The following is a 24,881-nucleotide window of genomic DNA, read 5'->3' on the forward strand; positions in this document are numbered from 1 at the left end:
TGGCGCTAGCGGCTGGCCGGCGCGCTCGATTGCAGCAGCACGATGAGAGCACCCGAGCCTCCGTCTGCCGGCTGGGCCTGGCAAAAGGCGATGACTTCGTCCTTCTGCGCCAGCCAGTTGCGCACTTTCTGTTTCAGCACCGGCTCCTTGTTGACCGAGCCCAGGCCCTTGCCATGGATGATGCGCACGCAGCGCTGGCCGCGGCGGCGCGCCTGGCGCAGGAATTCGCCGAGCGCTTCGCGTGCTTCATCGCGGCGCAGGCCGTGCAGGTCGAGCTGGTTCTGGATTGCCCAATGACCGCGCCGCAATTTGCTGAGCACGTCGCTGCCTACGCCGGGACGCGCGAAGCTGAGGTTTTCGTCGGTGTCGAGCAGGGTGTCGAAGGTGAATTCGTCGGACAGCGATTCCATCAACGCGGCCTGTTCGTCGGCGATGTGGTGGCGTGCGATCGGCAAGGGTTGTGGCGGGAACAGGGCGGCTTTTTCGTTGCTGCGCAGCGGCGCTATCTTGCCGACGCTGCTGCGGAAAATATCGGCTTCGGCGCGCAGGCGTTTTTCATCTTCCAGGCGCTGGCGTTCGGCGGCGAGGCGCGCTTCTTCCTGCGCCTTGAGATCCTTGCGCAATGACTTGAGCGCCGAAAAATCCTTTATAGTCGCCATGATCGCGCACCGGTGAAAATTGAAAAAGCCCTCCCGCGATGAAGAGGGAGGGCTGAGGATTACAAGCTGATCGACAAGCTAATTACTCCAGGCCTTCCAGATAGCGCTGGGAGTCCAGCGCGGCCATGCAACCGGTGCCGGCGCTGGTGATGGCCTGACGATAGATGTGATCCTGCACGTCGCCGGCGGCAAACACGCCGTTGATGCTGGTAGCGGTGGCGAAGCCTTCCAGGCCGGTGCGGGTCTTGATGTAGCCGTTATGCATGTCGAGCTGGCCCTCGAAGATGCCGGTGTTCGGCTTGTGGCCGATGGCGATGAACAGGCCGTGCAGGGTGATCGGCGTGACGCTGCCGTCCTGGGTCGACTTGATCTTGATGCCGGTGACGCCGCTTTCATCGCCGACGACTTCTTCCAGCGTGTGGTGCCACTTGATCTCGATCTTGCCTTCGGTAACCTTATGCAGCAGGCGGTCGATCAGGATAGGTTCGGCGCGGAACTTGTCGCGGCGATGGATGATGGTGACCTTGCTGGCGATGTTGGACAGATACAGCGCTTCTTCGACCGCGGTGTTGCCGCCGCCGACCACCGCGACTTCCTTGCCGCGATAGAAAAAGCCGTCGCAGGTGGCGCAGGCCGACACGCCCTTGCCCATGAAGGCTTCTTCGGAAGGCAGGCCGAGGTATTGCGCCGAAGCGCCGGTGGCGATGATCAGTGCGTCGCAAGTGTATTCGCCGGAGTCACCGATCAGGCGGAATGGCCGTTCCGACAACTTGGTGGTGTGGATGTGATCAAAAATGATTTCCGTATTGAAACGCTCGGCATGCTGCAGCAGGCGCTGCATCAGTTCCGGGCCTTGCACGCCCATCGGATCGCCGGGCCAGTTTTCGACGTCGGTGGTGGTCATCAGCTGGCCGCCTTGCTCGACGCCGGTGATCAGCACCGGATTGAGGTTGGCGCGGGCTGCGTAGACGGCAGCACTGTAGCCGGCGGGGCCGGAACCGAGAATCAAAACCTTGGCGTGTTTGGACGTGGTCATAAAATACTCTTAATGAACTGAACAGAAGTGGGGCGCAGCGGCATGTCATTAAAATGATGCCGGACTGCCGGATTTCAATGCGCGCGCGAGGATGACCGGCTGCGATGCCGGAAGACTGCGGCTTATGTTGCCGTTTATCCTATATTGCGCTGCAAAACGGTTAAGATTATAGACGAAGCGCCAGACCGGCCCGATGGAATTACGCTATTCCATCAATAGGGCCGTCCGCCCTGCGATTTGCCCTGATTCTCTGCCGATTTCCACGCCCCGGTTTTCTGCCCGGCAATCGCCGTTACAATGTCGCCTGAGTTAAATGCGCCCACAAGGCGCGCCAGATAAAGATTTATGACCAAGACCAGCCAAGCCTATACCCGCAACACCAAAGCCGCCGAAACTCCGCAGCTGCCGAGCAGGCTGGTGCGCCTCCTGTACGAAGCGCGCTGGCTGGCCATGGCGACCTTGCTGGTGTATTTGTCTCTGATCCTGCTGACCTATTCACGCAGCGACCCGGGCTGGTCGGTGGCCAATTCAGTGCCGCACCTGCATAACTGGGGCGGCCGCGTCGGCGCCTGGGTGGCTGACCTGATGCTGTACATCTTCGGCATGTCGACCTGGTGGTGGTGCGTGCTGCTGGGCCATTCCATCTGGCGGAGCTATCGGCACCTGGCCAATCGCTTCCTGATGCAGAAAGAGACCGAACCCGAGCACCATCAGGAAGGCCTGATCCGCGCCATCGGCTTCGTATTCCTGCTGGCCGGCAGCCTTGGCATCGAATACATGCGCATGTACACCATGAAGGCGCCGATGCCGCGTGCGCCGGGCGGCGTGCTGGGCGAAATGATCGGCAGCGCGGCGCAGACCTCGCTCGGTTTCACCGGCGCCACGTTGTTGCTGTTGCTGCTGTTCGGACTGGGCTTCAGCCTGTTCTTCCACGTCTCGTGGCTGGCTGCGGTTGAACGCATTGGCGGCGCGATTGAAGACGGCATTTTCTGGATCCGCAATTTCTACTCGGCGCGCGAAGACCGCAAGGTCGGCCATGTCGCCGCCGTCAAACGTGAAGAAGTCGTGGTGCAGGAACGCGCCAAGATCGACGAAGCGCCGCCGATCCGCATCGAGCCGCAAGTGGTGGCGGTGCCGAAGTCGGAGCGCATCGAGAAGGAGCGCCAGACCAGCCTGTTCCAGGACATCGACTCCAGCCTGCCGCCGTTGTCGCTGCTGGACGAGGCACCGCCGGCGCAGCAGACGGTGTCCGTCGAAACGCTGGAATTCACCAGCCGCCTGATCGAGAAGAAACTGTCCGACTTCGGCGTCGAAGTCAAAGTGGTCGCCGCCTATCCCGGCCCGGTCATTACGCGCTACGAAATCGAACCGGCCACCGGCGTCAAGGGCAGCCAGATCGTCGGCCTGGCGCGCGACCTCGCACGCTCGCTGTCGCTGACCTCGATCCGTGTGGTGGAAGTCATCCAGGGCAAGAATTACATGGGCCTGGAGCTGCCCAATCCCAAGCGCCAGATCGTGCGCCTGACCGAGATTCTCAGCTCCAAGGTTTACAACGACAGCCATTCCAGCCTGACCATCGCGCTCGGCAAAGACATCGCCGGCAACCCGGTGGTGGCCGACCTTGCCAAGATGCCGCACTTGCTGGTCGCGGGTACGACGGGCTCGGGTAAATCGGTCGGCATCAACGCCACCATCCTGTCGCTGCTGTACAAGTCGACGCCGAAACAGGTGCGCCTGATCCTGATCGATCCGAAGATGCTGGAGCTCTCCATTTATGAAGGCATCCCGCATCTGCTGGCGCCGGTCGTGACCGACATGCGCCAGGCTGGCCATGCGCTGAACTGGGCCGTGGCCGAGATGGAACGCCGCTACAAGCGCATGTCGAAACTGGGCGTGCGCAATCTGGCCGGCTACAACCAGAAGATCATCGACGCCGACAAGCGCGGCGAAAAGATCCCCAATCCATTCAGCCTGACGCCGGACGCGCCGGAGCCGCTGGAACAGCTCGAAACCATCGTCATCATCATCGACGAATTGGCCGACCTGATGATGGTGGTCGGCAAGAAGGTGGAAGAACTGATCGCGCGTATCGCACAAAAGGCGCGCGCGGCCGGCATCCATTTGATCCTCGCGACGCAGCGTCCTTCGGTCGACGTCATCACCGGGCTGATCAAGGCCAACGTGCCTACGCGCATTGCCTTCCAGGTCAGCAGCAAGATCGACTCGCGCACGATTCTCGACCAGATGGGCGCGGAAGCGCTGCTCGGCATGGGCGACATGCTGTACATGCCGCCCGGCACCGGCTTGCCGATTCGCGTGCATGGCGCCTTTGTTTCCGATGAAGAGGTCCACCGCGTGGTGGATCACCTGAAAGAGCAGGGGGAACCGAATTACATTGAGGGCATCCTAGAAGGAGGCGTTGCCGAAGATGCCGATGGGGCAGTCGGCGGTGGCGCTGCGGGTGGCACAGAAGGCGACGAACTTTATGATCAGGCCGTCGCGGTCGTGCTGAAAAACCGCCGGGCCTCGATTTCTCTGGTGCAGCGTCACTTGCGCATCGGCTACAACCGCGCCGCGCGTCTGCTGGAGCAGATGGAGCAAAGCGGCCTGGTGTCGACGATGCAATCGAACGGCAACCGGGAAATCCTCGTGCCGGCAGGAAATACTACGGAATAAAGACGTACACCATGCAAATAAAAATACAGGCATCACCTCTTCTGAACAAATGGCATGTCGCCGGAGTGACCGTTGCAATCGGTCTGAGCGGGGCCTTGTTTTCCGCACAGGCTGCGGCCAGCGCACTGGAGCAATTCAAGCAGTTCGTGGCGTCGACGCAATCGGCCAAGGGCGAGTTCGTGCAGCGCCTGGTCAAGACCGACAGCGGCACCGTCAAGGTGTCGAACACCTCGAGCGGCACGTTTGTGTTTTCGCGTCCTGGCAAATTCATCTGGACTTACCAGAAACCGTATGAGCAAGTCTTGCAGGCCGACGGCGACAAGCTGTTCATCTACGACAAGGACCTGAACCAGGTCACCACCAAGAAGCTGGGCAACGCGCTCGGCTCATCGCCGGCTGCGATCTTGTTCGGCAGCAACGACCTGGAAAAGAATTTCACGCTGAAAGAGGGCGGCACCAAGGACGGCATGGAATGGCTGGAAGCCACACCCAAGACCAAGGACACGACCTTTGACCGCATCGGCATCGCCTTGAAGGACGGCGTGCCGCATGCGATGGAGTTGCGCGATTCGTTCGGGCAGACCTCGCTGCTGTCGTTCACCAACTTCGAGAAGAATCCGCCGTTGAAAGCGACCAGCTTCACCTTCGTCGTGCCCAAGGGCGCCGACGTCTTCAATCAATAATCGGACTTATCAATAATCGGATTTAACTGCGGCGGGTCAGATCGACGTCTTGAGCATGTCGATCTTGCCTTCGACCTCGCGCCATTGGGCGTGGTCGGGCATCGGCGCCTGGGCCTGGGTGATCGGTTTCCAGCCCGGGTGCTTGGCCAGTTTTGCGTTCAGTTCGGTGAAATGGCGCAGCCCTTCGGGCAGGTCGATCTCGTTGTAGATGGCGCCGACCGGGCATTCCGGCACGCACATCGAGCAATCGATGCAACCGTCCGGATCGATGGCCAGGAAGTTCGGGCCTTCGACAAAACAATCCATGGGACAGACGCTGACGCAGTCGGTGTATTTGCAGGCGATGCAGGAATCGGTGACGACAAAGGGCATGGGCTGAACGCGCCGGTCGCGCGCCGAATAATGAATAACGTAAGCAAAATGGCAAGCTGCGGATAGAGCGCTTGTCCGGCAACCAGTCCTGTTTCCATCCTGTTTCCGTCCTATCTCCGCAAGCCCGGCAGGATTCTAGCATCCGGACCGATAGCCCGCTGCCGGATCGGTTAGACTGGCAATCCATTTTAATTCCCCAATTTGACCGCTCCATGAATTCCGCGCCGTTAGCCGAACGTCTCCGCCCGCACTCCTTTGACGATGTCATCGGCCAGCAGCACCTGCTCGGCGCGGGCAAACCGCTGCGCGTGGCGTTCGAATCGGGTGAGCCGCATTCGATGATCCTGTGGGGCCCGCCGGGCGTGGGCAAGACCACGCTGGCGCGCATCATGGCGGACAGTTTCAATGCCGAATTCATCGCCTTGTCGGCGGTGCTGTCGGGCGTCAAGGACATCCGCGAAGCGGTCGAGCGCGCGGAAGTCATCCGCGCCAATTCCGGTCGCCGCACCATTCTGTTTGTCGACGAAGTGCATCGCTTCAACAAGAGTCAGCAGGATGCTTTCCTGCCGCATGTGGAAAGCGGCCTGTTCACCTTCATCGGCGCGACGACGGAAAATCCCTCATTTGAAGTCAACGGTGCGTTGCTGTCGCGCGCGGCTGTGTATGTGCTCAAGTCGCTGACGGAGGACGATCTCGGCGCGCTGATCGACCGCGCCTGCCGCGACGAACTTGACGGCCTGCAATTCGAACCCGAAGCCAAGGAAATGCTGATCGCCAGCGCCGACGGCGACGGTCGCAAGCTGCTCAACAACCTGGAAATCGTGGCGCGCGCCGCACAGGCGAAGAGCGTCGCCATGGTCGGCACGGAACTGCTGGCGGAATGCCTGGGCGATGCGCTGCGTCGTTTCGACAAGGGCGGCGACGCCTTCTACGACCAGATTTCAGCGTTGCATAAATCGGTGCGCGGCTCCAGTCCCGACGGCGCCTTGTACTGGCTCACGCGCATGCTCGACGGCGGCACGGATCCGCGTTACCTGGCACGCCGCATCGTGCGCATGGCGTGGGAAGACATCGGCCTGGCCGATCCGCGCGCCATGACGATTGCCAATGACGCCGCCGCAACGTATGAGCGCCTCGGCTCGCCCGAAGGTGAACTGGCGTTGGCGCAGGCGGTGATTTATCTGGCGATTGCGGCCAAGAGCAACGCCGGCTACATGGCCTACAACCAGGCCCGCGCCTTCGTCGCGAAAGACAAATCACGCGGCGTGCCGGAGCACCTGCGCAATGCGCCGACCAAGCTCATGAAGCAACTGGGTTACGGCAAGCTGTATCGTTATGCTCATGACGAACCGGAAGGCTATGCCGCCGGCGAGACTTACCTGCCGGACGGGATTCCCGATCCGCACTGGTACCAGCCGGTGCCGCGCGGGCTCGAGGCCAAGATCGGCGACAAGATGGCGCATTTGCGCGAGCTTGATCGCGAGTACAAGAAGAACAACAAGGATTGAGGCCGGGCGGGGCGGCAATACAAGGACTAGAGACAGTATTGCGCCCGTGATTCAGACCGCTTTCTTCCACACCTCGAACACACCCTCCATTGCTCCCATTGCCGCGATCACGGCGGCATAGGTGGCGTCGTTGTCGTAGCCCGGCAATTTCACCTTGAACTCTTCCATCAGGCTTTCCAGCCCCGGCGTGTCGTTGGGCAGGCGGATGCCGCCCTTGGCGGTGGCGAGCATCCAATACGGCATCGGCAGGAAATCGTCGCCGATGGTGATGATGATGCGCTCGACGTCTTGCCAGGCGATGCTTTCCAGTTCGGCGCCGGCGCGGGTGGTCTTGATGAATTCATCGTCGAACGCCACCGTCACGGGTTTGGCGCGCGCCGCGGCACGCTTGGCCGGACGCAGGTCGGCGGCGCTGGGGCCGGCGTTGATTTTCCATTTGGTCGATTCCGGCGTCGGGAACAGGCGGTTCTTGACGCGTTGCCCGAAGGCGAACATGGCGCCGAAGGCCAGTCCGGTCAGCACGCCATAGCCGATGCTCGAGCCGGTCAGGGCGAATTGCGAACCGGCCCAGATGGCGCAGCAGGCGGACAGGGCGAAGCCGATCAGGTAGGCGATCAAAGGCGGCTGGGAGGGTTTGTCGGACATGACGGGTTCCTGTAATGGTCCTGAATGTTGGCGGCAATGGTAACGCAAGCGAGGCTATTTTTCGCGCATTCAGCCGGCCGCCCGCGAGGATAGTCAATGTCCTTGGTACAATCTCGTTTTTACCGCATTCACCGCATTTACTTTTTCTGGCACTCCATGATCGACATCCAACTTCTTCGTAAAGACATCGACAATGTCGCCGCCCGTCTGGCCGCGCGCAAATTCCAGCTCGATGTCGCCGCTTTCAATGCACTCGAAGGCGAGCGCAAGCAGATCCAGACCCGCACTGAAGAATTGCAGGGCAAGCGCAACAGCCTGTCCAAGCAGGTCGGCATGCTCAAGGGCAAGGGCGAAGACGCCTCGGCGGTGATGGCGGAAGTGTCCGGCATCGGCGATGAACTCAAGGCATCCGCCGCACGCCTGGAAGAAGTGCAGGTGCAATTGAGCGATTTCCTGCTGACGCTGCCGAACCTGCCGCACGAATCCGTGCCGGCCGGCGCCGATGAAAGCGGCAATGTCGAACTGCGCAAGGTCGGCACACCGCGCACCTTCGATTTTGAGGTCAAAGACCACGTCGACGTCGGCGCCGCGCTCGGCCTCGACTTTGATGTCGCCACCAAACTCACCGGCTCGCGCTTCGCCGTCATGAAGGGCGGTATCGCCCGCCTGCATCGTGCACTCGCGCAATTCATGCTCGACACGCACACGCTCGAGCACGGTTATACCGAGTGCTACACGCCATACATCGTCAACGCCGATTCGCTGCGCGGCACCGGCCAACTGCCTAAATTTGAAGCCGACCTGTTTGCGGCCAAGAAGGGCGGGCAGGAGGGCGACTCCAGCGACAACGCTGCGCTGTACCTGATCCCGACTGCCGAAGTGCCGTTGACCAACCTGGTGCGCGACGAAATCGTGGCCGGCGACACGCTGCCGCTGAAGATGACCGCGCATTCCCCGTGCTTCCGTTCGGAAGCCGGCAGCTACGGCCGCGACACGCGCGGCATGATCCGCCAGCATCAGTTCGACAAGGTCGAAATGGTGCAGATCGTGCATCCGGAAAAGTCCTACGAAGCGCTGGACGAAATGCTCGGTCACGCCGAAAACATTCTCAAGAAGCTGGGCCTGCCTTATCGCGTCATTACACTGTGCACCGGCGACATGGGCTTCGGCGCGGCCAAGACCTTCGACATCGAAGTCTGGCTGCCGGCGCAGAACACCTATCGTGAAATCTCGTCGGTGTCGAATTGCGAAGCCTTCCAGGCGCGCCGCATGCAGGCGCGTTTCCGCAATCCTCAAGGCAAGCCGGAACTGGTGCATACGCTCAACGGCTCCGGCCTGGCAGTCGGTCGCACCTTGGTCGCGGTGCTGGAAAACGGCCAGCAGGCCGACGGCAGCGTGACGATTCCGGAGGTATTGCGTCCTTACATGGGCGGACTGGAAAAGCTGGCGCCGTAAGCCGCGCAATCCAGGCAATCCACACCGCACCATAAAAAATGGCTGATGTCCGCAGGGGCATCAGCCATTTTTCATGCGCCGTCCAATGAGGCGCGCGCAGCTATTTGGGATCGTTTACATTGCCCATGAGAAAGTCGCCGGTACGCGCCGCTCGATGAACAGGCTGTTGCCTGGCGTCTTCTTGGCCTGCTTCTTGGCCTTGGTCGCGGCCGAGGCGATCTGGTGCGGTGACGAGTATTGCGAGGGTTCGATCTTGACCGCGCCCAGCGACAGGCTCACCAGCGGATGCAGCACCCGGTCACCCTGGCGGTCTTCGCTGTAATAGCCGCCGCGTTCCTTGTCTTCGACATAGTAAAAACTTTGCGAGGCGACCGCGAACGCTTCCAGCATTGCTTTGCAGCGATGCTCCCAGTCTTCGCTCTGGAACATGATCAGGAAGTCGTCGCCGCCGATGTGGCCGATGAAGTCCAGTTGCGTGTCGCAGAACTGGCTCAGCGTGCGGCCGGTCAGCTGGATCATGTCATCGCCCTTGCGATAGCCGTAGACATCGTTGAAGGGTTTGAAATTGTCGAGGTCGCAGTAGCAGATGCAAAACTCGACACCGCTTTGCAGCAGGAACTCGATGTGTTCGTTGATCGGCACGTTGCCCGGCAACTGCGTCAGCGGGTTGGCGTAGCGCGCCGCTTCGATCTGCATTTGTGTGATTTCACGCAGCAGGTCATGGCCGGTGCCCATGCCGACGTACTGGCCCTGGTCGACAATGATGAAGCCGTTCGACAAGTGATGCGATTCGGCCTGTACCAGGATGTGGCTGAGGTCTTGCAGGCTGGTGTCCTGCTCGGTCAGCAGCGGGTTGGGGTCCATGAAGAAGGTGCAGGATTTCTTGCCGTACAGCTCGCGGCCATACAGGCGGGCGAAGCGCTCCACCATGCTGTAGCGATTGATCAGGCCGACCGGGATGCCGTTGCTGACCACCGGCAGTGCCTGCAATTGCGGATCGTTGACGAACAGGTGGTAGACCTCGTCGTTGGACACGTCTGGCGCGACGTACTGGCTTTCGCGCAGCAGTTTGAAGACAGTGGTGCTCTTCTTGCCGGGACCGTATTTTTGCGCGGCCAGCGGCACTTTGTCGCGCCGCAGGACCTTGCTGATGTCATCGGCGACCACGGTCTTCGGATTGGCGTGCGGACGGGCGATGTGATAACCCTGGCCGCAGGCGATGCCGAGGTCGCGGATGGTCAGCAGCTCGGCCTGGGTTTCGATGCCTTCGGCGATGACGATGGAACCGGACTTCTCGGCGATCTCCTGAATCGATCGGACGAACTGCAATTTCATCGGGTCGTTGTTGATGCCCTGGATAAAGTGCATGTCGACCTTGACGTATTCCGGCTGCAGCTCGGACCACAGGCGCAGGCTGGAAAACCCCTCGCCGAGATCGTCAATGGCGATCTGGAAACCCATGTTGCGATAATGCATGGCGGCGTTGCGCAGCAGCGTGTAATCGTAGGTCGGTTCGTTCTCGGTCAGCTCAATGATGATGCGTTGCGGATTGATACCGAGTTTTTCGAGGTGGCGCAGGGTCTCGCCCTGAATCGCCTCAGGCTGCACCAGCGCGCCCGGGCTCACGTTCAGGAACAGATTGCCGGGCAGGCCGGATTGGGCGAACTGCGCCATGACGATGTGGCGGCACAGATGTTCGACTTGCACCGACAGCTTGTTGGCGCGCGCCACCTTGAACAGGTTCAGCGGCGAATGCAGCGGACTGTTGGAGGGGCCGCGGATCAGGCCTTCATAGCCGATGATTTCGCCGCTGCGCATGCGGATGATGGGCTGGAACAGCGCCGTCAGGCTGCGCTGGGCGATGATTTCGTGCAAATGCGACAGTAGTTGCGAGTTCTGCTGTGACTCCTGCTGTTCGGACGCCAACTGGGCATTGCCCGGTTCACCCAGGCCGACAGGAAAGGGCGGAACACGGTGATCGAAATCGTGCGAGGCAAATGGGGCCATGTCAGGTCCAGTGGGTCCAACCGAAGAGGTAAATGAATAAATGCCGATCGCGCCGGCAGCATGCCAAAAGAGCTTGAGCGCCGGGCAACATCTGATCGTAGAGAAGATTTATGACAAGATGATGATGTGTAAATTATTTTCCACAGCCGGGCCGGGAAAATATTTGCAGATTTGTCGGTAAGACTGTTTCCATCTTCAAATTGGTTCTGCTATAATCTTTTGCTTTGCTGCCCTAGGGTAAGCAAGTCGACTAAGTTAACCGGAGAGGTGGCAGAGTGGTCGAATGTACCTGACTCGAAATCAGGCGTACGGTTTCCCGTACCGTGGGTTCGAATCCCACCCTCTCCGCCAGAATCAAGCATCAAAGTAAAAACGCCCGCTTCATGCGGGCGTTTTGCTATCCGCTCGCCTGATTGTTTCCTGATTGCATCCAGCTTTTTGCTGCGTTGCGTTCGGATCGCCTGCCTGATGAAAATGGGCAATCCCGGCCGGCAGTTCTCATTATATTTTTAATAATAATTAATGTGCCCGGCCGAGTCGCCATGGGCATCCGGGGTTATCGATGTCGCTGAAACGCCTGTTCTGGCTTGTCTCCGTCGCGCTGATGCTGCTGTTTTCCGTGCTGGCCTCACGCATCGTGCTGATCGAGTGGGATGCCTACCGGCGCGGCGCGCGCAGCGTCGAGGCGGTACGCGTGGTGCAACTGACCTTGCTGGCGATGGAAAAAGTGTCGATCGAACGTGGACCCTCGAATGCTCTCATGGGCGGCGAGGGCGATGCGCTGCCGGCGTTGCGAAAGAGGCTGGCTGCAGCGCGGCGCGAAAGTGATGAGGCGCTGTTTCGCGTACTGGACAGCCTGCGCCAGGAGGCTGATGTCCGCTACGCGCCGGCGATCCGCAAGATCGAGGCGGTGCGCCAGGCGCTCGGGCCGGCGCGTGACCGGGTCGACCAGCAGGTCGGGCTGATCAAGTGGCAGCGTTCGTCGCGCGACATCACCGAGGCGGTTGACGGCATGGTTGCGCTCATTCCGATGATGGTGTCGTCGGTGGCCGATTTGTCCAGCATTGCCATCCAGGCCGACCCTGAGGTGCTCGACGGTCTGACCGGCATGCGGGTGGCTGCCAGTCTGCGCGAATACGCCGGCCAGGTCGGCTCCAAGTTCACAGCCCCGGTCATCATGCAGCGTCCGCTGACAAAAAATGAAGTGATCGAAATCGGCAAGCTCTATGGCCGCATCGAGCAGTTGCGCACCTTGCTCGACATTCAGATGCGCGCTTACAAGGACAACACGGCGTTCCGTGCGGCGCTGTCTGATCTCGACACCCAGTATTTCGGGCAGGGTTTTCCTTTCCTGGACGGCTTGCTGCAGACCGGTTTGCTGTCCGGCGCATACGAAGTCAACACTGCTGAACTGGCAGCGCGCTATGTTCCGCCCATGGGGTCGATTCTGCGGCTGCGCGACGTGATTCTGGTTGACCTGATCCGCGAGGCGGAAATCCGCCATCGCCAGGCATTCAACCTGCTGGTCGGCGCCATCACGATGACGCTGTTCGCCTTCGTATTCTTTTTTGTGTTGCTGTATCTGGTGCGCCAGCGCGTGTTGCAGCCGGTCCTGAGGGCGACGCAACTGGTGGTCGGTCTGGCCGAAGGCAATCACGATGCGCCGATCCCGCAGGCGCGCTACAAGGATGAAATCGGCGACATGCTGCGCGCGCTGCACGTGCTCAAGGCGCGCAGCCTGGAGCGTATCAGCCTGGCCGGCGAGCGCGAAACGCTGATAGAGCAGCTGCAGCTGTCGTCCAATACCGATTTCCTGACCGGCGTGCTCAACCGCCGCGCCTTTTTCGCGCACAGCGAGCAACAACTGGCGATTGCACAGCGCTACGGCCGCAATCTGGCGCTGGTGCTGCTCGACATCGATCACTTCAAGCGCTTCAATGACAATTACGGTCACCTTGTCGGCGACGATATCTTGCGCAATGCGGTGCAGAAGATCGCACAGTTGTTGCGCAAAATGGATGTGTTCGCGCGCTATGGCGGCGAAGAGTTCATCATCTTGCTGCCCGAGTCGGATCTGGAGCAGGGCGTGGCGGTGGCGGAGAAATTGCGCGCCATGCTGGCGGCGCAGGCATTTGCGCTGGAGGACGGCCGCGAACTCGGCATCACCGCCAGCTTCGGCGTCAGCGCGCTGAGCGCAGGGGAAAGTCTCGATCAGTTGATCCGGCAGGCTGATGAAGCCCTGTATTCCGCCAAGGGCAAGGGGCGCAACCGCGTCGAGCGAGCCGGCTGATTTGTCCTGATTCTTGCGTGGTCTTCAGTCGCGGTCGTTGAAGGCCGAGATGTGCGAGACCTGGAACACGCTCGACAGCGAATGCAATTCGTTGCGATGCAATTGCGCCAGGCGGTGCAGGTATTGTTCGCCGGTTTCCGTCAGCCGCACCTGGACCAGGCGCTTGTCCTTGTCGTCCTGAGTGCGTGTCACCAATCCCGCTTTTTCACAGCGCGTCACCAGCGCCACCACGCCGTGATGCTGCGACTGCAGGCGTTCGGCGAGTTCGCTGATGCTGGCCCAGTCGCGTTCCGGAAATCCCTTGATGTGCAACATCAACAGGTATTGCAGCGGCGTCAGCCCTTCGCTTTGCGCGGCATCTTCGCTGAAGCGGATGAAGCGGCGCAACTGATAACGGAATTCCGAAAGCGCTTCGAAGTCGTCTTTTTGCAGGCGTGGGGATGTTTTCATTGGCGAAGGTCGGATGCTGCAAATAAGCGGATAAAAATAAGCCGGAAAACAGCAAGATATATCATCTTGTGATGTAATTGCGATTTGACGTTATTCCGAAATGGGTTAGGGCATGCGCGATTCTATCCTGCAATGGCTGAGAAGTTTCATTCCGCAAAAAACGGCGGTGGATCGCTTCGAGCGCATGCGCGCCAGCGTCGGGGCCCTGTTCGGGATCCTGCTGACGGGTTTGCTGAGCTACCTGATCCTGCCGCACAACGCCGCCACGGTCTGGCTGATCGCGCCGATGGGCGCCTCCGCGGTCCTGTTGTTTGCGGTGCCGTCCAGCCCGCTGGCGCAGCCGTGGTCGATTATCGGCGGCAACCTGGTGGCGGCGCTGGTTGGCGTGTCGTGCGCCAAACTGATCGGTGAACCGGCGCTGGCGGCGGCGCTTGCTATTGCACTGGCGATCGCCTGCATGTTCGCGTTGCGCTGCATTCATCCGCCCAGCGGCGCGGTGGCGTTGACGGCGGTGCTGGGCGGCCCGGCCGTGCATGATATGGGCTACGGCTTCGTGCTGTCGCCGGTGCTGCTCAATTCTTTTTTACTGCTGGCGATGGCGCTGTTTTTCAACAACGCGACGCGTCGTCGTTATCCGCATGCGCAGCAGAGCGAGCACCGCAACAACCTGCACCAGACGCATGATGTGGCGCCGAGTGCGCGGCTGGGTTTTACGCATGAAGACCTGGATGCGGTGCTGCGCCGTTATAACCAGGTTCTGGACATCAGTCGTGACGATCTTGAAGAAATCCTCCAGCAAACCGAAATGGAGGCCTACCGCCGCCGTTTTGGCGAGACCGTGTGCGCTGACATCATGTCCGGCGACGTTGTCTCGGTTGAGTTCTCGACCGAGCTGGCCGAGGCCTGGCGGCAGATGCGCGCGCATCGCCTGCAGGCCTTGCCGGTGGTGGATCGTGCGCGTCGCGTGATCGGCATCGTGACCAAGACGGATTTCCTGCAGCATGCCGGTACTCACGATTACGAAAAGCTCGGCGACAAGCTGCGCTCCTTCCTGCAGCGCACACCGCATACACATTCGGCCAAGGCGGAAGTGGTCGGGCAGATCATGAGCAAGTCTGTGAAAACTGCTTCGGTGCATCTGCCCATCGTGCAACTGGTGCCGCTGATGGCGGACGAGGGCGTGCATCAGATCCCGGTAATTGATGATGAGCGCCGACTGGCGGGCATGGTGACGCAATCGGACATGGTGGCGGCGTTGTACGTGAACAATTTGTCGCGTGCGCGCGGCGGCTTGCGTGCGGTGGCTTCGTAGCCTGACGAACCATTTGGATGGGCGGCGTCTAAAATGCAGGGATGGAGGGAATTCGCGCAACACCCAAACAGGAGATCGCCATGCGCCATGCCGTTCTGATTGCCGTCGTCGCCATTGCCGTGCTGGCCACGGCCTGCCAGCGCAAGGACAAGCCGCCTACGCCCACGGTGTCGCTGGCGCCGGCCGTGCAAGTACTGGCTTGATGGGATGAGTTATTGCTTTTGTGAATATCTGCTATTGGAACAATAAAGCAGACGGGGGGAGGGTGCGTCGCTATAGTTACACCTGTCTCCTCCAATTCTCCTCCTTAAGAAGATTGGATTCAGCCCGCAACCTCTGGTTCGCGGGCTTTTTTTTGTCCTGAGATTTTGTGCCGGGAATGGTTTCGCGCTTCTTGGTAAGATGTCGGCAAGCCCCATGCAGTCCTTGTAAAGATATCCATGTCCCAGACTCCCCCTGAACGCCCCGATACCCCTTGTGTTGCCGTTTGTTCCACCACTTTTGACGATGTTTGCCGCGGTTGCGGTCGCACCGTGTCGGAAGTCGCACACTGGGTGTTCATGACCGAGCAGGAGAAGGACGCGGTCTGGATACGTATTACCGCCGAGGGATATCCGCGTCGCAAGTCCTAGGCGAACTCTGCATCTGCATGCGCCATGCATCACAACCAACGGAGTAGACACCATGATCCAGAAACGAATCGCCTGTACTGCTGCTTCAGCCTTGCTGCTGGCCGCCTTGACCGCCTGCGGCTCGATGCCGGCCGCGACCACCGCCAATAGCATTCCGGAAATTCCCGCGCCGGCACAAGTGAGCTTGCCGGCTGCGAGCACCGCCTTGCTGGTGCTCGATATCAACACTGCCGTCTGCCAGCCGAACCCGGCCTGCATGAGCACGGTGCCGGCTGTTGCCGCGTTGATCGCCAAGGCGCGTGCGGCGAATGTGCCGGTGCTGTACTCGACAACCGTCAGCCCTTCCGGACCGCCGCTGACCCTGACTCAAGTGGCGCCACAGGCCGGCGAGCCGGTGGTCTCGACGCGCGCCAATAAATTCACGGGCACCAATCTGGAAGAGTTGTTGAAGCAGAAGAAAGCGGAAACCCTGGTGATCGTCGGCAGTGCCGCCAACGGCGCCGTGATGTACACCTCGTTTCATGCCAACACGCGCGGCTTTACGGTGGTGGTCGCGGAAGACGGCATTTCGAGCCCGACCCCGATCAATACCGTGCTGGCGCGCTACCAGTTGCTGAACCAGCCTGGTTTCATCAATGCCGCGAATGCGCCATTGGCCGACAAGAAGGTCACGCTGAGTCGCGGCGACCTGATTACGTTCAAATAACGCCGGAGTCGGCGGCGGCAACACCAAAAAACGGCATGCCAGCATTGCGTAGCATGCCGGTCAACGCAATCATCGGCAATCCGGTCAGGGCGGTAGGATCGGTGCTGTCGATTCTTTCCAGGATGGCGATTCCCAATCCTTCGTTCTTGGCGCTGCCGGCGCAATCGTAAGGCTGTTCGATGCGCAGGTAGGCGTCCAGCTCGGCATCCGGCAGATCGCGGAAGGTGACGAAGGTCTGGATATTCTCGATCTGAATGACTGGGGCTTCGGCGCGACGGTGATCCGACAGGCACAGCGCCGTATGGAAAATCACGCGGCGGCCGCGCATCTTGATGAGTTGCTGCAAGGCATTGGCATGGTTGCCGGGTTTGCCGATTTGTTCGCCGTCGAGCGTGGCGACCTGGTCCGAGCTGATGATCAGCGCGTCAGGATGGCGTTGCGCAATCGCGTCGCCTTTCTGGCGCGCCAGGCGCAGGGCGGTGGATTCCGGGCTTTCACCCGCCGCCGGGGTTTCGTCGATGTCGGGCGCAATGACCTCAAAAGGCAATTGCAAACGCGACAATAGCTCGCGCCGGTAGATCGAGCTGGAGGCCAGGATGAGGCGGGGCAGGACGGGAGTTTTGGGCATTATGCGACAGCAAGGTGGCGGTGCTCGCGAAAAATACGCTAACACTTTGACGAATAAGGGAAAACGCTGTTATTATCGCAGGTTTTCCGGATTCAGCTTTCGCCATGAGTGCTTTTGTGATCGACGCATTTGAATTTAGTCGGCTCAAAGAGCAGGCCGAGGGCGAACTCGCGGTGGCCGATATGGCGCGCCTGGCGGGCGAAACGGCTGATCGTGCCGGCGTCCTCAAATGGTCGCTGAGCGGCGGCGCCGACAAGATCGGTCACCCGCAATTGAAGCTTTCCGTATCCGGCCAGGTTAACCTGGTGTGCCAGCGGTGCCTGACCGCGATGCCTTTTGAGGTGTCGTCCGAGTCGGTGCTGGTACTGGCCAAGGATGAGGAGTCGGCCGACGCCATTGATGAATTGCTCAACGACGAGTCAATTGACGTGATTGTCGGTGAGGCCGAATTCAATGTCAGTTATCTGATTGAAGACGAGGCTTTGCTTGCCTTGCCGGTAGCGCCCAAGCACGATGTCTGTCCTGCGCAAGCGGTGGCGGAGTCGGGGGCGGCAGCGACCGAGAAGGTATCGCCGTTTTCGGTATTGAAGAATTTGAAGCAGTAAAAGAAGGTGGCGGGATATTTCTGCCGGATGTAAGGATTCTCGGTTGGGCAGTGAGTTTGCTGGCCGGATATGTTAAAATTTTAGAACTTAAGATTCAGGAGTTATCATGGCTGTTCAGCAAAACAAAAAGACCCCATCGAAGCGCGGTATGCATCGTGCACACGATTTCCTGACAGCGCCACCGCTGGCAGTCGAGCCGACAACTGGTGAAACGCACCTGCGTCACCACATCAGCCCGAACGGTTTCTACCGTGGTCGCAAGGTCCTGAAGACCAAGAACGACGAGTAATCGGAAATTGCTGTTAAGGCAAAATGCGGCGCAATGAATTTTTCAATTGGCGCCGCTTTTTATATGCTGCTTCAGCTTAGCGCGTCATTTTGAATCGCGCCAAATCTGCCCCATAATGCGGGTTGGCAAGGCTCTGAATCAAAACAATGACCATCAAAATTTCCATTGACTGCATGGGCGGCGATCACGGCCCTTCAGTCACTATCCCAGCCGCCATTTCGTTTTTGCAGCGCGAGCCTGACGCCGAGTTGATATTGGTCGGTCAGGAAGAAGCGCTGCGCGCCGCTTTGCGCAAGCACAAGCAAGGCGACATTTCACGCCTGCACGTTCAGAACGCCACCGAAGTCGTCACCATGGACGATTCGATCGAGGTCGCCCTGCGCCGCAAGAAGGACTCGTCCATGCGCGTCGCGGTCAACCTGGTCAAGGAAGGGCGGGCCAGCGCTGCCGTCTCCGCCGGCAATACCGGCGCACTGATGGCGGTCTCGCGTTATGTGCTGAAAACTATCCCGGGCGTAGATCGTCCGGCGATCTGCACGATTCTTCCCAATCAAAAAGACGGCCCGACCTACATGCTCGATCTCGGCGCCAACGTCGATTGCGAGCCGCAGCATTTGCATCAGTTCGCGCTGATGGGTTCTGCGCTGGTCTCGGCCATGGAAGGCAAGCCGCGCCCTACGGTTGGCTTGCTCAACGTCGGTGAAGAAGAAATCAAGGGCAATGAGGTGGTCAAGCAGACCGCCGAACTGCTCCACGCGGATCACGAAAAAGGCCTGATCAATTTCTACGGCAACGTCGAAGGCAACGACATTTTCGAAGGCACGACCGATATCGTGGTGTGCGACGGCTTTGTCGGCAACGTCACGCTGAAGGCCTCAGAAGGCCTCGGTCGTTTCGTCAAGATCGTGCTCACGACCGAATTCAAAAAAGGCTTCTTCAACAAGCTCGGCGCCCTGATCGCCTATGGCGCCATCAAGGCCCTGTCGCGCCGCCTCAATCCATCCCGCTACAATGGCGCCAGCCTGCTCGGTTTGCGCGGCCTGGTGTTCAAGAGCCATGGCGGCGCGGATGCATATGCGTTCGAGTGGGCTATCCAGCGGGCTTACGATGCGGCCAAATATGACGTGCTGTCGCGCATCACGACCACTATCGCCGAACTGATTCCACAGGCGGAAGGTGCAGTTGAGCGCGTTAATGCAATCACACCATCAACCGATCTAACAGAACAGAAAACGGTATGACTCTTTATAGCAAAATTGTCGGCACCGGCAGTTACCTGCCACCCAAGCGCGTGACCAACGACGAGTTGGCGCGACAGCTTGCAGAGAAGGGCATCGAGACTTCCGACGAATGGATTTTTTCGCGCAGCGGCATTTCCGCGCGCCACTACGCCGAAGCCGACGTGCTGTCGAGCGACCTCGCGGTGGCAGCCTCGCAGCGCGCGCTGGAAGCGGCCGGTTTGCAGGCCAATGACATTGACCTGATCATCCTGGCGACATCGACGCCGGATCATCTGGGCGGCTTCCCGAGCACGGCTTGCGTCGTGCAGCGCAAGCTGGGCATCAACAACGGCGGCGCCGCGATGGACGTGCAGGCGGTGTGCAGCGGCTTCGTGTACGCGATGTCGGTGGCCGACAGTTTCATCAAGACCGGCATGCACAAGAACGTGCTGGTGATTGGCGCGGAAGTGTTTTCGCGCATCCTGAATTTCGAAGACCGCACCACCTGTGTGCTGTTCGGCGACGGCGCCGGCGCGATCGTCATGACGGCGTCAAAAGAGCCGGGTATCCTCGCGGCGAAACTGCACGCCGACGGCAGCCACGGCCATATCCTGTGCGTACCGGGCAACGTCAATGACGGCGCAGTCGCGGGCAATGCCTACTTGTACATGGACGGCCCGGCAGTGTTCAAGCTGGCGGTGTCGGTGCTGGACAAGGTGGCGCGCGAAGTGCTGGAAATCGCCAAGATCGATGCGAAAGAAGTCGACTGGCTGATTCCGCATCAGGCCAACATCCGCATCATGCAAGGCACGGCCAAGAAGCTCGGCCTGCCGCTGGAAAAAATGGTGGTGACCGTCGACGAGCACGGCAACACATCGGCCGCCTCGATTCCGTTGGCGTTGGACCAGGCGGTGCGCGACGGTCGCGTCAAGCCGGGCCAGAACGTCATGATGGAAGGCGTCGGCGGCGGCTTCACCTGGGGCGCCGTGCTGGCGCGCATGTAAGTCGGCGCGGCCGGCTTTGAACTGATTTTTCAACGATAAAATAGAGCATGACAACATTTGCTTTTGTTTTTCCGGGCCAGGGTTCGCAGGCCATCGGAATGCTGAATGGATTTGCCGACAATGAAGTGGTCAAGGCGACCGTTGCGGAAGCCTCCGACGCGTTGCAATTCGATCTCGGCAAGCTGATCGCCGAAGGTCCGAAAGAGGATCTCGACCTGACCACCAATACCCAGCCGGTCATGCTGACTGCGGCCGTGGCGTTTTACCGCGCCTGGCTCGCTGCCGGCGGCAAGGCTCCGGCGCTGGTCGCCGGTCACAGCCTTGGTGAATATTCCGCGCTTGTGGCAGCCGGCGTGATCGCGTTCAAGGACGCCGTGCCGTTGGTGCGTTTCCGCGCGCAAGCCATGCAGGAAGCCGTGCCGGTCGGGCAGGGTGGCATGGCGGCAATTCTTGGCCTGTCGGATGACGACGTGCGCGCCGCGTGCGCCGAAGCTGCGCAGGGCGACGTGGTCGAAGCCGTCAATTACAATTCACCGGCGCAAGTGGTGATCGCCGGCAGCAAGGCCGCGGTTGAACGCGCCTGTGAAATCGCCAAGGCAAAGGGCGCCAAGCGCGCATTGGTGTTGCCGGTTTCGGCGCCGTTCCATTCGTCGCTGCTCAAGCCGGCTTCGGATCGCTTGCAACAGTATCTGGCCGGCGTGCCGTTCTCTGCGGCGCAGATTCCGCTGATCAACAATGTCGACGTCGCCATTGTCAACGATCCTGCTGCGATCAAAGACGCGCTGGTGCGTCAGGCGGCCAGCGCCGTGCGTTGGGTCGAGACTGTGCAGAAGATGTCGGTGGAAGGCATCACCCACGTGGTCGAATGCGGTCCCGGCAAGGTGTTGGCCGGTTTGACCAAGCGTATCAATGGCGATCTGGTCGGCGAGGCAATCGTTGATCAGGCATCCCTGGACAAAGTATTGGAGCTGCTCAAGTGAGTGAACAAAATCCGCAAAATTCGCAAAATTTACAAAATCAAATCGCGCTGGTGACCGGCGCTTCCCGCGGCATCGGACGCGCCATCGCGCTGGAACTGGCGCGCCAGGGCGCGAAAGTCGTCGGTACGGCAACGTCGGCAGCCGGCGCTGCGGCCATCAGCGAATACCTCGAGCAGGCGCAGCCTGGTTGCGGCAAGGGCGTGGTCCTCAACGTCAATGATGCCGCTGCCTGCATCGCCGTCATCGATGACGTGCAAAAAGAATTCGGCGGTCTGTCCATCCTCGTCAACAATGCCGGCATCACGCAAGACCAATTGGCCATGCGCATGAAAGACGAAGAGTGGGATAATGTCATCGCGACCAACCTGACCGCGGTCGGACGTCTGTCGCGCGCAGTCTTGCGCGGCATGATGAAGGCGCGTAACGGCCGTATCATCAACATCACGTCGGTGGTCGGTTCGGCCGGCAACTCGGGACAAATGAACTACGCTGCGGCGAAGGCCGGCGTGGCGGGCATGAGCCGTGCGCTGGCGCGTGAAATCGGCAGCCGCAACATTACCGTCAACTGCATCGCGCCGGGTTTCATCGATACCGACATGACCAAGGTGCTGGGCGAGCAGCAGACCGCCGCCTTGCTGCAGCAGATTCCATTGGGGCGTCTGGGCGCTCCGGAGGACATCGCAGCGGCCGTGGCCTTCCTGGCGTCGCCGCAAGCGGCCTACATCACCGGCACGACCTTGCATGTCAATGGCGGCATGTACATGAATTAAGCGTCTTTGGACGCAGATCGTAGCAACTTACTTATTCTTGTCGAGAATACTTAAAAGTAAATTTTTGGCGTGCAAACCTGATAAAATGCGCGCACTTTTGTAACCTATCCACTGGAGGCATTTATGTCCGATATCGAACAACGCGTTAAAAAGATCGTCGCTGAACAACTGGGCGTCGCAGAAGCAGACATCAAGACAGAATCGTCGTTCGTGGACGATCTGGGCGCCGACTCGCTCGACACCGTCGAACTGGTCATGGCACTGGAAGATGAGTTCGAAATGGAAATTCCTGACGAACAAGCTGAAAAGATTACAACCGTGCAACAGGCGATCGATTACGCCAAGGCACACGTCAAGGCCTAAGCTGGTTTTGAACGACTCTAGGAGAATTGCTTGAGCCGCTCACGTGAACGTCGTGTAGTCATTACCGGTCTTGGATGCATTTCACCCGTCGGCAACAACATTGCCGATGCGTGGGGCGCGGTCAAGGAAGGTAAGTCGGGCATTGCCACCATCACCAAGTTTGACGCCACTCCTTTTTCTACGCATTTTGCGGGAGAAGTGAAGGGCTTCAACATCGAAGATTACATCCCCGCCAAAGAAGCGCGCCACATGGATACGTTTATCCATTTCGGCATGGCGGCGGGCATGCAGGCCTTTCAGGACAGCGGCCTGGTAGTCACCGATGAAAACGCCGAGCGTATCGGCGTCATCATCGGTTCCGGTATCGGTGGCTTGCCGCTGATCGAGCAGACCCATGAAGAGCTGACCAATCGCGGCCCGCGCCGCATCAGCCCGTTCTTCATCCCGGCTTCGATCATCAATATGATTTCCGGTAACTTGTCCATCAAGTACGGTCTGAAGGGCCCTAATCTGGCCATCGTGACTGCTTGTACGACAGGTTTGCATTGCATCGGCTCCGCCAGCCGCATGATTCAGTACGGCGATGCCGACGTGATGATTGCCGGTGGTGCTGAATCCAGCGTTTCGCCGCTGGGCATCGGCGGTTTCGCTTCGGCGCGCGCGTTGTCCACCCGCAATGACGATCCGGCGACTGCGTCCCGTCCATGGGACAAGGATCGCGACGGTTTCGTGCTGGGCGAAGGCGCAGGTGTGATGGTGCTGGAAGAGTACGAGCACGCCAAGGCGCGCGGCGCCAAGATCTATGCAGAAGTGCTGGGTTTCGGCATGAGCGGCGACGCTTACCACATGACCGCTCCGAGCCTGGACGGCCCGCGCCGTTGCGTGGTGTCGGCCTTGCGCGATGCAGGCGTGAATCCGGACGAAGTCCAGTATCTGAATGCACACGGTACATCCACGCCTCTGGGCGACAAGAATGAAACCGATGCAATCAAGGCTGCCTTCGGCGACCATGCTTACAAGATGGTCGTCAACTCCACCAAGTCCATGACCGGCCATCTGCTGGGCGGTGCGGGCGGACTGGAGTCGGTGTTCACCGTGCTGGCGTTGCACAATCAGATCTCTCCTCCGACGATCAACATCTTCAATCAGGATCCGGAATGTGATCTTGACTACTGCGCCAACCAGGCGCGCGACATGAAGATCGATATCGCCGTCAAGAATTCGTTCGGATTCGGCGGCACCAACGGCACTTTGGTGTTCGGCAAGGTATAAGAACCTGGCCCGGCTTTCGAGAGAAAGCCGGGTTTTGCTTTTCCACTCTCCCCATTCCTATGTCGATAGCAGTCTCTGCGGATATCAAACCTTCCCGTCTGCTTTTGATCATGATGGCGGCAGCGGCTGCCGGCGTTGCCCTCATCGGCGTTATTTTTGCCTTCGCCCTGGTCGGGCAACTGTCTTTTGTTTTCAGAATGTCGCTGGCGGGGGCTTGTGTCGTCGCGGCAATTCTGGCGTTCTGGCTGGTGCTGAGAAGTCGCACGGCCGTCTGGCTGCATATTTCCGGCACCGGACAGATTCGGCTGGTCGAACATCACGCGGTGGTGCGCGCCAAGCCGGGTTCGCAAGTGATGAGCGGTGGCCTGGCGCAATTGCTGGCCGGCTCAACTGTATGGCCGAACCTGCTGCTGTTGCGGCTGAGGCTGGAAAACGGCCGGATTCGGACTATTCCGGTACTGCCCGATTCTGTCTCCAGGGAAACTTTCCGGGCGCTGCAAGTGGCTTGTCGGTGGGTTGCGAGTCATAATAACGACGCCTAATGGCACGGGCTCCACAAAAAAATCGAAAAGATAGTACGCTTATTGAATTAATTGCTTCGAAATGGATCAATGGTTCGGTTTGCGCAGAAATGATAAAAAAACAAGGAAACTGGATTTGACGACGGAACGCGAAATTGATCAACTGCTTGTCGAGCGTGTGCAGCGTGGCGATAAGAAGGCGTTCGAGCTATTAGTTGCCAAATATCAACGGAAACTGATGCGGCTCGTATCGCGCCTGGTGCGCGATCAGGCGGAAGCGGAAGATGTCGTGCAGGAAGCCTTCATCAAGGCTTACCGCGCGCTGCCGCAGTTCCGTGGCGATTCGGCGTTCTATACCTGGTTGTACCGGATCGGTATCAACACGGCCAAGAACTACCTTGTGACCATGGGCAGAAGGGCGCCGACGTCAACTGAAGCAGATGCAGAAGAGGCTGAAACTTTTGACGACGGAGAGCACCTAAGAGACATCAATACTCCCGAGTCGATGTTGGCGACCAAGCAGATTGCTCAGACGGTCAACGTTGCGATGGAAGCTTTGCCGGAAGAATTGCGGACTGCGATTACCCTGCGCGAAATCGAGGGTTTGAGCTACGACGAAATCGCCGAGGCCATGGGTTGCCCCATTGGTACGGTGCGCAGCCGGATCTTCCGGGCGCGCGAAGCGATTGCGGAGAAGCTGAGGCCGCTGCTTGGAACTGCCCTCGACAAGCGTTGGTAGTTGATTTTAAGTTGTAAGCGAAGCACGGGAGTTATGCGTTATATGACGTCGTAGGCGTC

At 59.7% G+C, this 24,881-nt stretch carries 26 protein-coding genes and 1 tRNA gene; 20 read left to right on the top strand and 7 right to left on the bottom strand.

Annotated elements, in window-relative coordinates; genetic code table 11:
* Positions 1–5: 5 nt before the first annotated feature.
* Entirely contained in the window at positions 6–659 is a 654-nt protein-coding gene (locus tag E4P32_RS01610) for a Smr/MutS family protein (protein ID WP_116433558.1), read from the bottom strand.
* An 82-nt stretch (positions 660–741) separates the two neighbouring features.
* Positions 742–1,695, bottom strand: a complete 954-nt coding sequence (gene trxB, locus E4P32_RS01615; RefSeq protein ID WP_116433557.1) for a thioredoxin-disulfide reductase — start codon at positions 1,693–1,695, stop codon at positions 742–744.
* Positions 1,696–2,040: 345 nt separating this feature from the next.
* On the opposite strand from trxB, the gene E4P32_RS01620 reads away from it, so the two are divergent.
* Complete coding sequence (locus E4P32_RS01620; RefSeq protein WP_116433556.1) at positions 2,041–4,371, top strand: DNA translocase FtsK; 2,331 nt, start codon at positions 2,041–2,043, stop codon at positions 4,369–4,371.
* An 11-nt stretch (positions 4,372–4,382) separates the two neighbouring features.
* Positions 4,383–5,054, top strand: a complete 672-nt coding sequence (gene lolA / locus E4P32_RS01625) for an outer membrane lipoprotein chaperone LolA (RefSeq protein ID WP_116433555.1) — start codon at positions 4,383–4,385, stop codon at positions 5,052–5,054.
* A gap of 36 nt (positions 5,055–5,090) precedes the next feature.
* Here lolA and fdxA read toward each other — a convergent pair whose 3' ends face one another.
* The gene (gene fdxA / locus E4P32_RS01630; RefSeq protein ID WP_116433554.1) at positions 5,091–5,426 is read right to left on the bottom strand and encodes a ferredoxin FdxA; all 336 of its coding nucleotides are present in this window, start codon (positions 5,424–5,426) and stop codon (positions 5,091–5,093) included.
* Positions 5,427–5,638: 212 nt separating this feature from the next.
* On the opposite strand from fdxA, the gene E4P32_RS01635 reads away from it, so the two are divergent.
* On the top strand, positions 5,639–6,934 hold the full coding sequence (locus tag E4P32_RS01635; protein WP_116433553.1) for a replication-associated recombination protein A: 1,296 nt from the start codon (positions 5,639–5,641) through the stop codon (positions 6,932–6,934).
* Positions 6,935–6,985: 51 nt separating this feature from the next.
* On the opposite strand, the gene E4P32_RS01640 is transcribed toward E4P32_RS01635, so the two are convergent.
* On the bottom strand, positions 6,986–7,579 hold the full coding sequence (locus E4P32_RS01640; RefSeq protein WP_116433552.1) for a hypothetical protein: 594 nt from the start codon (positions 7,577–7,579) through the stop codon (positions 6,986–6,988).
* Positions 7,580–7,735: 156 nt separating this feature from the next.
* Between E4P32_RS01640 and serS the strand changes: the two genes are divergently transcribed.
* Entirely contained in the window at positions 7,736–9,034 is a 1,299-nt protein-coding gene (gene serS / locus E4P32_RS01645) for a serine--tRNA ligase (RefSeq protein WP_116433551.1), read from the top strand.
* Between the two features lie 114 nt (positions 9,035–9,148).
* Here serS and E4P32_RS01650 read toward each other — a convergent pair whose 3' ends face one another.
* Positions 9,149–11,041 carry a GGDEF domain-containing protein gene (locus E4P32_RS01650; protein ID WP_233526587.1) on the bottom strand — a complete coding sequence of 631 codons (1,893 nt, stop codon included), beginning with the start codon at positions 11,039–11,041 and terminating at the stop codon, positions 9,149–9,151.
* 261 nt (positions 11,042–11,302) lie between these two features.
* On the opposite strand from E4P32_RS01650, the gene E4P32_RS01655 reads away from it, so the two are divergent.
* Positions 11,303–11,392, top strand: a tRNA-Ser gene (locus E4P32_RS01655).
* Between the two features lie 211 nt (positions 11,393–11,603).
* A complete protein-coding gene (locus E4P32_RS01660) occupies positions 11,604–13,331 on the top strand; it encodes a GGDEF domain-containing protein (protein WP_116433550.1) in 1,728 nt (575 codons plus the stop codon).
* A 24-nt stretch (positions 13,332–13,355) separates the two neighbouring features.
* On the opposite strand, the gene E4P32_RS01665 is transcribed toward E4P32_RS01660, so the two are convergent.
* Positions 13,356–13,781, bottom strand: a complete 426-nt coding sequence (locus tag E4P32_RS01665; protein WP_116433549.1) for a MarR family transcriptional regulator — start codon at positions 13,779–13,781, stop codon at positions 13,356–13,358.
* Positions 13,782–13,893: 112 nt separating this feature from the next.
* On the opposite strand from E4P32_RS01665, the gene E4P32_RS01670 reads away from it, so the two are divergent.
* The 4 genes from E4P32_RS01670 (at position 13,894) to E4P32_RS01680 (ending at position 16,431) form a co-directional block, all read left to right on the top strand.
* A complete protein-coding gene (locus tag E4P32_RS01670; RefSeq protein WP_116433548.1) occupies positions 13,894–15,093 on the top strand; it encodes an HPP family protein in 1,200 nt (399 codons plus the stop codon).
* An 80-nt stretch (positions 15,094–15,173) separates the two neighbouring features.
* Positions 15,174–15,296 (top strand): hypothetical protein, encoded by a 123-nt coding sequence (locus tag E4P32_RS24340; RefSeq protein ID WP_255419417.1) that lies wholly within the window; start codon positions 15,174–15,176, stop codon positions 15,294–15,296.
* A 237-nt stretch (positions 15,297–15,533) separates the two neighbouring features.
* Positions 15,534–15,725 (top strand): DUF1289 domain-containing protein, encoded by a 192-nt coding sequence (locus tag E4P32_RS01675; protein WP_116433547.1) that lies wholly within the window; start codon positions 15,534–15,536, stop codon positions 15,723–15,725.
* Positions 15,726–15,777: 52 nt separating this feature from the next.
* Positions 15,778–16,431, top strand: coding sequence for an isochorismatase family protein (locus E4P32_RS01680; protein WP_116433546.1), 654 nt, complete (start codon positions 15,778–15,780; stop codon positions 16,429–16,431).
* Here E4P32_RS01680 and E4P32_RS01685 read toward each other — a convergent pair.
* Positions 16,424–17,059, bottom strand: a complete 636-nt coding sequence (locus E4P32_RS01685) for a Maf-like protein (RefSeq protein ID WP_116433545.1) — start codon at positions 17,057–17,059, stop codon at positions 16,424–16,426. The genes E4P32_RS01680 and E4P32_RS01685 overlap by 8 nt on opposite strands.
* 104 nt (positions 17,060–17,163) lie before the next feature.
* Here E4P32_RS01685 and E4P32_RS01690 point away from each other — a divergent pair, with 104 nt between their 5' ends.
* The 10 genes from E4P32_RS01690 to rpoE all read left to right on the top strand — a co-directional run bounded on the left by E4P32_RS01690 (position 17,164) and on the right by rpoE (position 24,822).
* Complete coding sequence (locus E4P32_RS01690; RefSeq protein WP_199525587.1) at positions 17,164–17,664, top strand: YceD family protein; 501 nt, start codon at positions 17,164–17,166, stop codon at positions 17,662–17,664.
* A gap of 106 nt (positions 17,665–17,770) precedes the next feature.
* Positions 17,771–17,953 (top strand): 50S ribosomal protein L32, encoded by a 183-nt coding sequence (rpmF, locus tag E4P32_RS01695; protein WP_006463510.1) that lies wholly within the window; start codon positions 17,771–17,773, stop codon positions 17,951–17,953.
* A gap of 146 nt (positions 17,954–18,099) precedes the next feature.
* The gene (gene plsX / locus E4P32_RS01700; RefSeq protein WP_116433543.1) at positions 18,100–19,194 is read left to right on the top strand and encodes a phosphate acyltransferase PlsX; all 1,095 of its coding nucleotides are present in this window, start codon (positions 18,100–18,102) and stop codon (positions 19,192–19,194) included.
* Positions 19,191–20,177 carry a beta-ketoacyl-ACP synthase III gene (locus tag E4P32_RS01705; RefSeq protein ID WP_116433542.1) on the top strand — a complete coding sequence of 329 codons (987 nt, stop codon included), beginning with the start codon at positions 19,191–19,193 and terminating at the stop codon, positions 20,175–20,177. Before plsX ends, E4P32_RS01705 begins: the two co-directional genes overlap by 4 nt.
* Before the next feature lie 47 nt (positions 20,178–20,224).
* The gene (fabD, locus tag E4P32_RS01710) at positions 20,225–21,157 is read left to right on the top strand and encodes an ACP S-malonyltransferase (RefSeq protein WP_116433541.1); all 933 of its coding nucleotides are present in this window, start codon (positions 20,225–20,227) and stop codon (positions 21,155–21,157) included.
* Positions 21,154–21,927 carry a 3-oxoacyl-ACP reductase FabG gene (gene fabG / locus E4P32_RS01715; protein WP_116433540.1) on the top strand — a complete coding sequence of 258 codons (774 nt, stop codon included), beginning with the start codon at positions 21,154–21,156 and terminating at the stop codon, positions 21,925–21,927. The genes fabD and fabG overlap by 4 nt, the downstream gene beginning before the upstream one ends.
* 123 nt (positions 21,928–22,050) lie before the next feature.
* A complete protein-coding gene (gene acpP / locus E4P32_RS01720) occupies positions 22,051–22,290 on the top strand; it encodes an acyl carrier protein (protein WP_007881445.1) in 240 nt (79 codons plus the stop codon).
* A gap of 30 nt (positions 22,291–22,320) precedes the next feature.
* Positions 22,321–23,562, top strand: coding sequence for a beta-ketoacyl-ACP synthase II (gene fabF, locus E4P32_RS01725; protein ID WP_116433539.1), 1,242 nt, complete (start codon positions 22,321–22,323; stop codon positions 23,560–23,562).
* A 59-nt stretch (positions 23,563–23,621) separates the two neighbouring features.
* Positions 23,622–24,104 carry a protein YgfX gene (locus E4P32_RS01730; protein WP_116433538.1) on the top strand — a complete coding sequence of 161 codons (483 nt, stop codon included), beginning with the start codon at positions 23,622–23,624 and terminating at the stop codon, positions 24,102–24,104.
* A 61-nt stretch (positions 24,105–24,165) separates the two neighbouring features.
* Positions 24,166–24,822: an RNA polymerase sigma factor RpoE gene (gene rpoE, locus E4P32_RS01735; RefSeq protein WP_116433537.1), complete on the top strand. Its 657-nt coding sequence runs from the start codon at positions 24,166–24,168 to the stop codon at positions 24,820–24,822.
* The last annotated feature ends 59 nt before the right edge of the window (positions 24,823–24,881 follow it).

It is taken from the genome of Herbaspirillum sp. 3R11, assembly GCF_004563925.1.
Lineage (GTDB): Bacteria > Pseudomonadota > Gammaproteobacteria > Burkholderiales > Burkholderiaceae_D > Herbaspirillum.